Here is a 12,223-nt window from a genome sequence, read left to right on the forward strand (position 1 = left end):
AGGCTCTCAGTCTATTAAAGAGTCTGCCGCTGACATCATATTCAATAGATTTTTCTGGATCCGCTCCAAATACTCCGCTTTTCCATGTTCAATGGCAAGGGGCTGAAGAATGTTTATCAGATCGATTGATTCAGAAGCTGAATGGCTTATGCTTTTCAGCTTCTTTTTATGTTCGATTGCCATTAGTTTTTCATGCGCATTGCTGCTTACTTCAAAAAGGAGGGGATTATGCAGGCCTCGCGGCTTCAATTCTGCCGGCTGCAGGGATGAAAGCCTGTTTCGGAGCATGGCCAGATGATGCTGAACCTCCAAAAGATTTGAAGAAATGGGGGCACAGCATACATAGATAAGCTTCTTTTCAGGGATGCGTGAATAATAGATATTAAAAAGTTCAACTGCATTTCCAGAGGTGCGCAGATTAATTTCAATCATTTCTCCGCTTTTTTTCTCAGGCATGCTGAATACTTTTTCAAGGCTGTCCTGGTCAGCAAGCTGGATAAAGCTGATGCAATAGGGAAATCTGTCCTCGGCTGCTTCAGAAGCGAACACAATTTTCAAGTCAATATCCAATATGAAAAAAGGGATAGGCAGCAAGTTTAAATCCGTTTTCATGTATAATGCCTCCTTTTTGGTAAAATGACAGCCTGCAGGACCTGCAGGCTGATAACTGTATTATATAGCAATCTCTTTAGATTGGCTTAAAATCCAGGGCTCCAGATCTTCCAATTTCTTAATTAGAACGGTTTCTTTGCTGCAGAAGGGTGTAAAATCATAGCGGTTGATCAGTCTGCTGCCTACCAGAATCTTTGGACGGAACGACAGCTGTTCAAGCTCTTCTATATATTTCTTCAATAAAGGAAGATGGTGGGTCAGTGACAATGAGATGCCGATAACATCCGGCTTCCATTTTTCCGCACTGTTCAAGGCATATTCCAATGGCAGGCTGGCACCTAGATTTTTTACCTCCCAGCCATTTTCTTTGAATATGGAAGCTGTCATCTTTAGTCCGAGATAATGCTGTTCGCCCTCCGGACAAAAGAGGAGGGCTTTTCTTCCCTGTGCTGCTTTCTGGCCTTTTTCAAAAGAGTACTTGGTTAGAATGTAATCACATATTCCAGTCGCAAGATGTTCATCCGCCACAGTAATGAGGTCCTTTTGCCATAGCTCTCCAATATAATGCATACTCTCGCTCAGCAAACTTTCAAATATATAGCAGGATTGATAGTCTTTATAATCATATTCCTGGATAATGGCCCAGCTTCCGTAAATATCGCCTTTCAACAGGTAACTGGCAAGCTCCTTGGCTGCTGCTGAATACAATGATATCAACTCCTGATAAAATAATTGTGACCGATGTCCCAAAAACAATCTCTTATTAATAGTATACTATATAAGAGAATAGAAATCGCGTTCATGGCAAAATTATAGAGGAGGGCCCAAGATGGAAAAACATGATAAAGATAGAATCGTCAAAAAGCTTTTTGAGCGCTTCTATGAAGAGTTTCCATCCCTTGAGAAGTTCGGGGAATCAGGAAAGAGGAGGACAGAAGAAGATATAAATTATCACTTTCAATATTTGGAAACTGCCTATAAGCTGGAAAGCATCCAAATTTTCACTGATTACAGCAAGTGGCTCCAGGATATACTCACTTCCAGGGGACTCGATTCTTTTTATCTGGTACTGAATTTTAAATGGCTGATTGAAGAGATGAATGAGACAGATGCTAAGGAGAAAAACTTTTACATTCAAGCTCTTGAAGAAGGCATAAAGGTCCTTGAAGCTTTGGAAGCAGGGGGAAGCCAGGCCTAGAGGCAAAATGAACAACAAGAAAGCCCGCCGGTTTCCCGGCGGGCTTCTTCTGTGCCTGATTATTTAGCGTTGATGTTCAGCTTGCCTCCAGCTGTCTCTCTTGTTTCATTTCCATAATCGTCCGTCACCTTGACTTCAATTTCTGCGCCAGGGGCTTTGACGTTCTTCGTTGCTGTATAGTAGCCCACATAATGGCCCTCCGACGTTTCCATCATCGGAAGCTCCAGAGCATTTGTCAGCTGTCCGCCGGTATTTGTCAGCGGCATTCTGATGGAGAATACAGCTTTCAGGCCTGGTTCACTGTCAAATTCAATTTTGACGCTTTCGCCGGATTTCAGATCTTTATTTTCTTCCGGCAGCAGGTTCTCAATGACAGGCGCGGTGTATTTAGCAAACACTGTCACTTTTTTGTTTATCTTGTTTTTTGCCTTGTCCTGAGCAGTGACAGTGATGATATTTTCACCTTCGTTTAAAAGGATCCTTAATGAATAGGCTCCGTCCTGGACTGAAGCTTTTTTTCCATTGACTTTTACCCAATCAAGGTTCGCATCTGCAACAGTACCTTCGACAGTAACTGTTTCCTTATTTGTTTTTAAGCCGTCAGCAGGGGAAGTAATTGTCAGTTCCGGTTTTTCCGTATCCACAATGACTTTTACAGGGGCGGAAGAGTCAGTTGTCCCGCTGTCAGTGGCGGCTTTGGCAGTCAGGATATTTTCTCCCTCGTTCAATTCCGCTTCTACAGTAAATTTCCCGGAGTCGTCTGCTGTTGTTTCCGCAGCCTTTTCACCGTTAATGTACAGGTGGACCGCTGTGGATGGGGCAGAATTTCCTTCAATCACTGTCTGTTTTTGCTTTGTGATGGTCCCGTCGGCAGGCGATGTGATAACTGGGGCATTCACTTCGTAGTCCACTGCAGCCCGTATCATATAGTTGCCTTCTTCTGCCGGAACTGGTGACCAGGCACCGCCGACCAGCTGCCAGCTCCTCCCTGCATTTGGACCGTCTTCATCAGTAGCAAGGCCCGGGGTATTTGGATTTGGAGCTGATTGGATATAGACCATGTAAAAATCGCCATTGACCATGATGCCTTTGTCTCTTAAATCAACACGGGTCCATTCGCCGTTTCTTAAGGCAGATGCTTCAAATGGCCCGGCAAGTTTTTTCCCCGGGGCACCGTCAGGACCGCTTGCGTCAAAGACTGCAACCTGGAATTCCGTTCCTCCTGGCACCGGCCATTCTGTGTCCCAGAAGCGGAATATTCCGCCGGTGACCATTGCGCTGTTCTGGCCATTTTCAAGTGACATTTTCACAGCCCAGCCGTTACCGGCATCATAAAATGCTCTTGCATTTTCTGCTGATCCGTCGTCATAGCCGATCTCACCAGGATAGCCAATGAATGGCTTCAGCTGGATATTTTGTTCGGCACTTGAACTGCCTTCGATTGTTATTTCGGCTTCTTCGCTATAGTAGGATGGAGCAACAACCTTTAAGGTGTATGTCCCTTCATAGGCTGTTAGCGTATATTGTCCATTCTCATCCGCGTAGACTGGTTCAACAGCTGCATCTTCCATAAGCATAACCATGGCTCCCGGTACAGGCTCGCCGGTCAATTCGTTAGTAACCGAACCTGTAACAGTTCCTTCCGGAATTTCTTCCAGTACAAAGTTTGCTGATGCCTCTCCGTCTTCAGGGATATTGACGCTTTGTGATTCTGACCGGAACCCGTAAGCCTCTGCCTGCACCGTATAAGTGCCGGATGCGTGGGTCATTTCATAGGAGCCATCCTGCGGATTTGTAAAGACTGAACGCCCTGTCTCCAATACGGTGACTTCCGCATTTACAGGAAGTAATGCAGGGGATGGGGCAGAACCATTTTCCTGCTCTTTTTTCCCTTGCTCTTTTTCAGGAACAATTTTGGCAGGGTCGATTTGCTTTTTAGCAGACACTGCCGGCCCGGATGGCCCGGCTGGACCGGTTTTTCCAAGCTGGGCTTTCTTGGATGGTGCGTTAGGTGTATCTGACAGGGACACATCGTCCAAATACCAGCCTTGTTTTTGGACTGAGCTGTCAGTTGTAACATTGAAGGCAATATAGATGCGCTGGCCGGCATATTCGCTCAGATCGACTTCGCCGTCAATCCATCCGGCTGTATTGCCGTTCACCCTCAGCTTTTGGGTCCAATTCTCCATATCTGTTGACACAAAAACATGGCCATAATCATAGCGGTTCTCCAGCTCGTGCCATTGTTTGAATTGCAGATAGGCATTGCCTTCGCCCAGGTCAACGGGCGGCATGAGAAGCGTCATATTAGCTGAGTTGGCATAATTTCCTCCAAGAGCGGTCGCATAGACTTTCTCACCTGATGCGGCATTTCCCGGGCCGGATGCCGGCGCTCCCCATTCCCAGCTGTCATTTGTTCCATATGAAGTCCAGCCTGCAGGCTGGGACTCAAAATCCTGGCTGTATCCCGTGCTGATCCCCGGGATGACATTAACTTCAAATGTAGCAGACTCGGCGCTGTTTCCGCCGAAGTCTACGGCTTTCCACTGATAGGAAAGAGAGGGTTCCTGGATATCCTCCCCAGGGATGACAGCCTCATAGGTTCCATCAGTATAGCTGCCGGATACTCTTTCGGCTCTAACTGCTGCCGTACTTCCGTCAGGCTTCACATATTCAAGCACGGCATTTGTAACACTTATATTATCTGAAACATCAGCCTGAACAGCAAGGTCCATACCGGCATATGTTTCAGTCTGTGCGTCATGTGAAATGGATGGCGCTTCTTCGTCATCTCCTTCTTTGGAAACCTGGCCCTTTAATTTGCCCAGGCCGGAAACGACGGAAGAGACGGCATCGAACACATTGACAAGTCCATGGCCATAGCCGTTATTCGGTACATTCGGGAATGTGGAGTCTGTAAGCGGTACAGCAGTTGCTGACAGGATTTCTTCAATTTCATCTACTGTCAGGCTTGAATCTGCCTGCCTCAGCAAAGCTGCAGCCGCAGCTACGTGAGGGCCAGCCATGGAAGTTCCGTTCCAGCCTCCTTCATAACCTGAACCCGGAACTGACGAACGGATATTTACCCCTGGTGCTGCAATGTCAGGCTTTATTTCTTCATATGGCGAAGGCCCTTGAAGAGAGAAAGAGCCCAGCCGGTTATTGATGTCTGTTGCCCCGGTAGTATAAGACTCTGGATAATTGCCTGGAGAGGCGACTGAACCAGGTCCGCCTGGATTGGTCAGAGTTGTATTTCCTGCTGAAAATTCCGGGAAGATTTCGGCTGCGCGCCATGACTGGACCATCGGACGGTACCATTCATCAAGTCCGGGTCCGCCGCCCCAGCTGTTATTTACAACATCCGGAGCCTGTTCAGGGTGTGGAGTGCCATTGGCATCTTTAGGAGCAAGGATCCATTCCCCAGCCTCCAGAAGGTCGACATCTGAGCCCCCGCTTGGACTGAAAGCTTTTACAGAAATAAATTTGGCTCCTGGTGCAACTCCAATCTGGTTTGCACCGCCAGGATCAGAACCGACCATGGTGCCGGTAACGTGAGTGCCATGGCCATCGTCGTCATATGGGGAGGATTGTCCTCCTACTGCATCAAACCAGTTGTAAGTATGTGAAGGCTGATCAGGGTTTGAAGGATCATAGCCGCGGTATTTTTCCTTGAGCGCGGGATGGTTCCACTGGACGCCTGTATCAATTGAGGCGACAACAGTCCCGGACCCGTCTATGCCCATGTCCCAGGCGGCTGGGGCACCGACCCTGTCTATGTTCCATTCAATGGAGCTGGTTTTATTGTCTGCTGTTTGTTCCATCTGGATGGAAGGCTTAGAGGCTTCTTTTACAGGCTTATGAAGCTGTCTGGTCTCATTAGGAAGGATTTTGTCTACTTCTGGAAAGCTTGCAAGCTTTTCCATGACATCTTTAGTGGCTGTGACGGCAATGCTGTTCACAATATAGAAGGATTTGCTATCTTTCGCTTTGCCGGCTTTTTCCTGCTGCTCAATATATTTGAGTACTCCGGCCTGTGTTTCGGCTGCGACGGCTCTTAAAGAGGAAACTACTGCAGATCTTTTCATGAATTTTGCCTTGGAGGAAGTTGCTTTATCAGCTGAAGCTTTTTTAGCTGCTTCTTGAGCGGCTTTTTTTGTGTCCGCCTGCTCTTTCATTTTTATAAGGAAGGTGACCTTGTCTTTTCCATCAAATTGATCAAGGAGCCTGCCCGAGATTTTGTTTTTTGAAGACCCGGGGGAAGCTTTCTTCATCGAAACATGCGGAGACTTGCCGGCATCCGCCTGTGCTTGATAAGGACTAAGCAGCGGAATGATCAAAAGTGCCGTGAGCAAGAGATAAAGCCAGCGAAAATGCTTCTTGTTCTTCATGAACTATTCCTCCTCTTTTCTATTCATTTTTCATTACAGCAGCTTACAGCCCTCCTTTCTATAAATTTTCCAGTTATGGCATTTCCTGCTGTGACACTTACTGTATCGGAAATAAAAGAATCAAGTTGTCGAAATATGATGGAAAAAGTACTCTTCTCCATGAAATCATTCAATCATCCCAGCAGTTAAAACGAGCATGGACGATTCATAGGCCTTTTTCAATCCATTCTGCTGTATAAAAGCAGGGAATTATATCCATATGTTGCTAAAAAGAGAGGCTGATGCTGAAAAAATAAGAGAATAAGATTATATAAGTCAGGTTTGCCAAGAAAAATTGAAAGAAGCTCCAGCTAAATAGATTGCGGGATTTTAAAAGAGGAAGGGAGGAATATAGAAGAAATTGTAGAAAAAATAAGAAAAGCTGCCTGCAGCCTTGGAGACATTTTACGTAACCATACAGAATCTGAAAAAGTTGCAGACATATTGCATCATTTTATAAAAAAGTTTGAAAATGATGCTTTGTCTTTACTTTTCCTGTCCAGGGCAGGAGGAAAGATGCAGGTAAGGCCTGTCCTCCAATAAAAAATAAAAAATAAAAAATATGAATGGAAGCTGTTTCCTTTTCTGCTGTCAATCGTCTAACTATGTGCAAGAGGGGGCGCCTACAATGAATAAAGTTTCTGCAGAGACGTTTGAGAACATCTATTACGAATACAGCGACAAAATCTACGGATATATCTTCATGTATGTAAACAATAAAGAAATAGCAGAAGATCTGACTCAGGATACGTTTATAAAAGCTTATAAGCATTTCCACCAATTCAATGGCGAGTCCCATATCTTCACCTGGCTTGTGAGGATTTCAAGAAATGTAGCCATTGATTATATCCGGAAGAGGAACCGCTTCAAGTTCTTTTCCATTGAAAAATATCAATTTGATTCAGGTCATGACACACCAGTTGAAATTATGGTAAAAGGGGAAAAAACAGCCAGGCTCTATGCTGCCATCCATGCACTGAAGCTGAGCTACCAGGAAGTCCTTATCCTCCGGAAAATCAAGGAGTTTTCAATCAAGGAAACAGCACAGGTCCTGGGATGGAATGAGAACAAAGTGAAAATAACCACATCCAGGGCAATGGCTGCCCTGAAAAAAGAGATGGAAAAAAGGGGGGATACCCTTGAAGGAGTTATTTGAAGATACGATATCATTTGAAAAGCTTGATGATATTCCCCGTTCCAAAATGCAAAAGGACCGTTCCTTCAAAAAGATTATGGAAGCTGCAGAACCCGGGAGGCTTGGGAAAAAACAGGTCAGGCAGTTCCCTTGGGTGAAGGGACCTCTTTTGACTGCAGCAGCGTTTTTTGTTGCGGCTGTCTATTTTTACTCCCAATTCAGCATTCCGGATCAGGACAGCACTTTCGCTGAACTGAAGGAGCTGCCGATAGCGGATGTCATTACAGCAGAAACAGATTCAGAATACAGCTACATTACCAACGGCGTCAATATAGAGCTTAATGAATCCAGCTATGCCGAAAACCCTTTCATGAAAGCAATGATCAGGTCCATGCTGCATGAATCGGCCCCAACCAATTATACTCCGGCAGAAAAGCCTTCATATGACGCTCTTATAAGGTTTAAAGGAGGCGACACGCTTCAGCTGAAACTTTGGAATGTCAATGAGATCATTTACTTCCGGGAGGAGAGCAGTAAAGAATTCTTTAAGGCGCCTGAAAAGTTATCCAGAAGCATTTTCAAAACCCTGAAAAAGGAAGGGTTCAGCTGGAAGAAAGCCGGATGATGAAAAAGCAGTACAGATGGGGAATTGAAGAGGCCGGCAGAAAGAGGCTTTAAATAACAATAGGAAAAGGCACATGGGAGGGAAATGCCCATGCGCCTTTTTTGTTTGTGCATGCAGAATATTCATACTGCAAAATAGCAGGACTGGTACGTGAATCCAAATTTAGAAAAAAATATTTAGACAATTTTCGATATTTTTTTGACAAGCAGGTTTAGAAGCAGAAGAAGCGGGTAGTTTTACAGTAAATTCCTTCTCGGAGTTCAGCACCGTTATGGATCCTTTGCGCAAAGGCAGCTGGGTGTTATTTAGGGAGAAAAAAATTAGACAAATATTAGGGGGATACATATGAAAAAGGGGATAGCCTTATTAATTTCTGTCTTTCTGCTTCTTGGCGTTCTGGCCGGATGCTCAGGCGGAGAGTCTGCCCAGGCGGAAAAAACGAAGGATGGAAAAGTAGTCATTGATTTCTGGACATTCTGGGGATCAGAAACAAGAAGGCCAATCATTGAAAAAATCATAGACGATTACAATGGGTCACAGGATAAGGTTTTTGTTAAGCATACATATTTGCCTTGGGGAGATATTTGGACAAAGAACCTTGCTTCAGTAGCTGCCGGGAACCCGGCAGATGTCATCATCAATGATATCAATACAGTCGGGCAGCGGGCGGAAGCCAAACAGGTTGAAGATTTAAGCAAATATATGGATGAAGGCTTCAAGGATCAGTTTTATCCTCATCTTTGGGACACAGTCCTTTATGAAGACAAGCCTTATGCAGTTCCATTCAATACTGATACCAGACTTCTATTCTATAACAAAACAGCGTTCAAAGAAGCTGGCCTTGATCCAAATAAGCCGCCTTCTACATGGGCAGAGCTTGAAGAATATGCCGAAAAGCTTGATGTGAAAAACGGCAAAACCTATGACAGGGTCGGATTCTATCCGCTTTGGGGAAGCATTGGGGCAGGCAGCTGGATGATCAGTGCTGATGGAGGAAAGAACTTCATCGACAATGGTGAGCTGAAAATCAATACGCCTAAGAAAGTAGAAGCACTGGAATGGGTTCTCAAATGGCAGGACCGCCTTGGCGAGTCAAATGTTCAGGCGCTGAAGGCCGAATTTGGAAGTGAACAGTCCAATCCTTTCATTGCCGGAAAAGTGGCCATGTGGGTGGATGTAGGAACTTTTTATACTCAGATCAGGGACTATGGGCAGGATATGGATTTTGGAGTAGCTCCAATCCCGGCTTATGAAGAAGGAGCTGAAAACTGGAGTGATGGAGGCGGTTTTGTTGCCGAGGTGCCAAAAGGCTCCAGCAATCCGGAAGAAGCAATGGACTTCATTAAGTATCTGACCGGACCTGAAGCTCAGAAATACTGGGCTATGGAGAACTTTGACAATGTTGCCAGCATTGAAGGTGCAGACGCTGCAGCAGAAGAGCTTGAAGGAAAAGATAAAGAGGTCTATGAAGCGACCATAAAAAATCTTGAAGATACTCAGCTTTTCCCAATCCCGGTTGAATATCCTGATTATTTGAGCAGGGTAAATCCACAGATCGACAATGCCCTGCTTGGGAAGCAGTCGCCTGAAGAGGCACTGGAGAAAGCGGAAAAAGACGTTGAAAAACTAAAAAGATAATACATTCTGGAAGAAGAGAAGGGATCTCCTTCTCTTCTTCGAATGCAATCATTTCTGGGAAAGGGTGAAGGGGTATGAAATCGTATGACTCTACAATTGCTCAAAACGAAGCGAACAGCATGGGCAAAGAGAAGGCTAAGTCTGAGCCGAAGCGGCTTTCGCGAAAAGCGAAAGATAATTTATTTGGCTATTTATTCATTAGTCCCTGGATCATCGGCTTTCTGGGACTGACTCTCGGACCGCTCTTATTTTCATTATTTGCAAGTTTTACAGATTATAATATAACGTCAAGAATGAACTTCATCGGGCTGGATAATTTTAAAAGGATGTTTACGATTGATGATCTTTTCAAAACATCGCTCTGGAATACAATCTATTATGTATTATTTTCCGTACCATTGACCACGGCTGGCGCTATCCTTCTGGCTGTGCTGCTGAATCAGAGAGTAAAAGGGATGAAATTTTTCAGGACAGTCTATTATCTGCCTGCCATTCTTTCTGGTGTCGCTGTCTATTTTTTATGGATGCAGCTATTAAGTCCTTCGACAGGCCTTGTCAACACTTTCCTTGCCTGGTTTGACATAGAAGGCCCGGCATGGCTGTTTGATCCTGAATGGACAAAGCCTGCCCTGCTGCTAATGAAGATGTGGAGCGTCGGCGGAGGCATGCTCCTGTATCTTGCCAGCCTGCAGGGAGTTTCGGCCCAGATGTATGAAGCAGCAGACCTGGATGGGGCAAGTTCATTCCAGAAATTTTTCCATATCACTCTGCCGATGATTTCACCGATCATCTTCTTTGATGTCATTACAAGCACTATTGGATCTTTTCAAATTTTCCAGGAAGCGTATGTGATGACCGAGAACGGAGACGGAGGTCCGGGGAATTCCCTGCTGTTCTACAACCTTCATATGTGGAACAATGCGTTTGAAATTTTTGATATGGGCTACGCCTCAGCGATGGCTTGGCTGCTGTTCCTGATTGTCATGGTACTGACAGTCATCAATCTGACACTCGGAAAAAAATGGGTTCACTATGAAGGAGGAGACAACAAATGAAGCAGGCAGCTGCTGAAGCACCGAGGTTCTATGAGACAAAAAAATTCAGGCAGCGGACAAAGCATCTCTTTGTTGCTTTCCTGCTTCTGGCTGGAAGCATACTGATACTATCGCCGCTGTGGTGGATGATTTCAACTTCCCTGAAATCACCGCAGGAAATCGCCCAATACCCGCCAACCTTCATTCCGACCGAATTCCATTTCTCGAATTATCTGGAGGCATGGCAGACAGCGCCATTTACAAGATGGGCGTTTAACACCTTATTTATTGCCCTTGCCGGCATGATTGGGAGCGTGCTTGTTAATTCTCTCGTTGCCTATGCATTCGCAAAAATTCGTTTCAAAGGCAGAAATGCTCTTTTCGTCATCGTATTATCTACCATGCTGATACCGGGTTTTGTCACTATGGTTCCGCAATACATCCTGTTTTCTAAGCTGGGATGGATCAACACTTATCTTCCCTTGATCGTTCCTGCCTTCCTGGGAAGTGCATTTTTCATCTTCCTGTTAAGGCAGTTCATGATGGGCATCCCGAATGAATTGATTGAAGCGGCGGTTCTTGACGGTGCGAGCCATCTGCAGATCTGGTGGAATATCATGCTCCCGCTTACCAAACCCGCACTTATTACAGTCGCGCTGTTCTCCTTTAATGGAGCATGGAATGACCTGCTGGGCCCGCTGCTGTATATAAATGATGAAAGCCTGTATACTCTGCAGATTGGACTGCAGACATTCAAAGGAACAGTATCCACCCAGTGGCACTACCTGATGGCCATGTCAGTAACCGTTCTTCTGCCGGTCGTCCTGCTGTTCTTTTTCTTCCAAAAACACTTCATCGAAGGCTCAAATATAGCATCGGGGAGTAAGGGGTAAGAAAAGCAGAGGCTCTATAGCTGGATGAGCTCTACAAATAGAAAAGCAGAAACGGTTTGCCCCCAAAAGGTCCTCAGACTAATAACGCCACGTTCGGTGGAAAGGTCTGGATGACCAGCATCCTATGTCTCAGGCTGTAAAATAGCCGAATAGATGCTCAAAAAGAAAGAAGCCATGCCGTGGATATTAGCAGTTCAGATAATGTGGAACAAATCTTAAATCACAGGCCTAATAAGATACGTTTTCGTAACGTAAATAACAGGGGAATTAACAAACCGAAAAAGCTTGGGATATCCCAAGCTTTTTCTATTTAATATGTTATTCTAATTTAATTTATGCACCAAACGCTGAATAGTAGAAAAACCGAGGATTTCCCGTTATACTTTTGCATGCTTAAACAGTGAAACTAGGTTCCATGCTATTTGAAAATTATAGAGGGACAAATTCCCCTTATTTTGCATATAGTACTAAAAATAGCTTTAATAGAGGGATAAATTCCTCTTATTTGACTTGAAGGACGTGAAAACAGGTAGTTTTTGGAGTTCTGTCAATAAAGTAGACACTTTTATGCCTGGTAGTGGCGTACTATTTTTCTTCCGCACTCCGTTTTCACTTCGCTTGGAGGCCTATGCTTGAAGGAACCATTTGAGAGGCAATGCTT

The 12,223-nt window shown here is 44.9% G+C and carries 9 protein-coding genes; 6 read left to right on the forward strand and 3 right to left on the reverse strand.

The genetic code is table 11. From position 1 onward, the window contains the following. Positions 1 to 6: 6 nt before the first annotated feature. Positions 7 to 612, reverse strand: coding sequence for a hypothetical protein (locus ABU165_RS15825; protein ID WP_009794203.1), 606 nt, complete (start codon positions 610 to 612; stop codon positions 7 to 9). Positions 613 to 672: 60 nt separating this feature from the next. Further along, on the reverse strand, positions 673 to 1,320 hold the full coding sequence (locus ABU165_RS15830; RefSeq protein ID WP_009794204.1) for a cobalamin B12-binding domain-containing protein: 648 nt from the start codon (positions 1,318 to 1,320) through the stop codon (positions 673 to 675). Between the two features lie 121 nt (positions 1,321 to 1,441). Here ABU165_RS15830 and ABU165_RS15835 point away from each other — a divergent pair, with 121 nt between their 5' ends. After that, entirely contained in the window at positions 1,442 to 1,810 is a 369-nt protein-coding gene (locus ABU165_RS15835; RefSeq protein ID WP_009794205.1) for a hypothetical protein, read from the forward strand. A gap of 59 nt (positions 1,811 to 1,869) precedes the next feature. Here the strand turns inward: ABU165_RS15835 and ABU165_RS15840 are convergent, their stop codons facing one another. After that, entirely contained in the window at positions 1,870 to 6,198 is a 4,329-nt protein-coding gene (locus tag ABU165_RS15840) for a S8 family serine peptidase (protein WP_318060258.1), read from the reverse strand. Between the two features lie 667 nt (positions 6,199 to 6,865). On the opposite strand from ABU165_RS15840, the gene ABU165_RS15845 reads away from it, so the two are divergent. The 5 genes from ABU165_RS15845 (at position 6,866) to ABU165_RS15865 (ending at position 11,562) form a co-directional block, all read left to right on the forward strand. Further along, positions 6,866 to 7,393 (forward strand): RNA polymerase sigma factor, encoded by a 528-nt coding sequence (locus tag ABU165_RS15845; RefSeq protein WP_009794208.1) that lies wholly within the window; start codon positions 6,866 to 6,868, stop codon positions 7,391 to 7,393. After that, on the forward strand, positions 7,377 to 7,997 hold the full coding sequence (locus ABU165_RS15850) for a hypothetical protein (RefSeq protein ID WP_318060260.1): 621 nt from the start codon (positions 7,377 to 7,379) through the stop codon (positions 7,995 to 7,997). Before ABU165_RS15845 ends, ABU165_RS15850 begins: the two co-directional genes overlap by 17 nt. 345 nt (positions 7,998 to 8,342) lie before the next feature. Continuing rightward, positions 8,343 to 9,635 carry an ABC transporter substrate-binding protein gene (locus ABU165_RS15855; RefSeq protein ID WP_009794210.1) on the forward strand — a complete coding sequence of 431 codons (1,293 nt, stop codon included), beginning with the start codon at positions 8,343 to 8,345 and terminating at the stop codon, positions 9,633 to 9,635. Between the two features lie 74 nt (positions 9,636 to 9,709). Next, positions 9,710 to 10,690 (forward strand): carbohydrate ABC transporter permease, encoded by a 981-nt coding sequence (locus ABU165_RS15860; RefSeq protein ID WP_022543631.1) that lies wholly within the window; start codon positions 9,710 to 9,712, stop codon positions 10,688 to 10,690. Continuing rightward, positions 10,687 to 11,562, forward strand: coding sequence for a carbohydrate ABC transporter permease (locus ABU165_RS15865; protein ID WP_009794212.1), 876 nt, complete (start codon positions 10,687 to 10,689; stop codon positions 11,560 to 11,562). The genes ABU165_RS15860 and ABU165_RS15865 overlap by 4 nt, the downstream gene beginning before the upstream one ends. Positions 11,563 to 12,223 lie beyond the last annotated feature (661 nt).

Source organism: Cytobacillus sp. T106, from assembly GCF_040492155.1.
GTDB lineage: Bacteria > Bacillota > Bacilli > Bacillales > Cytobacillaceae > Bacillus_AB > Bacillus_AB infantis.

Bases quoted from the DNA above. Each gene is read 5' to 3' on its own strand.
- ABU165_RS15845 (WP_009794208.1), top strand. From the start codon at position 6,866: ATGAATAAAGTTTCTGCAGAGACGTTTGAGAACATCTATTACGAATAC.
- ABU165_RS15840 (WP_318060258.1), bottom strand. From the start codon at position 6,198: ATGAAGAACAAGAAGCATTTTCGCTGGCTTTATCTCTTGCTCACGGCA.
- ABU165_RS15865 (WP_009794212.1), top strand. From the start codon at position 10,687: ATGAAGCAGGCAGCTGCTGAAGCACCGAGGTTCTATGAGACAAAAAAA.
- ABU165_RS15860 (WP_022543631.1), top strand. From the start codon at position 9,710: ATGAAATCGTATGACTCTACAATTGCTCAAAACGAAGCGAACAGCATG.
- ABU165_RS15855 (WP_009794210.1), top strand. From the start codon at position 8,343: ATGAAAAAGGGGATAGCCTTATTAATTTCTGTCTTTCTGCTTCTTGGC.
- ABU165_RS15825 (WP_009794203.1), bottom strand. From the start codon at position 612: ATGAAAACGGATTTAAACTTGCTGCCTATCCCTTTTTTCATATTGGAT.
- ABU165_RS15835 (WP_009794205.1), top strand. From the start codon at position 1,442: ATGGAAAAACATGATAAAGATAGAATCGTCAAAAAGCTTTTTGAGCGC.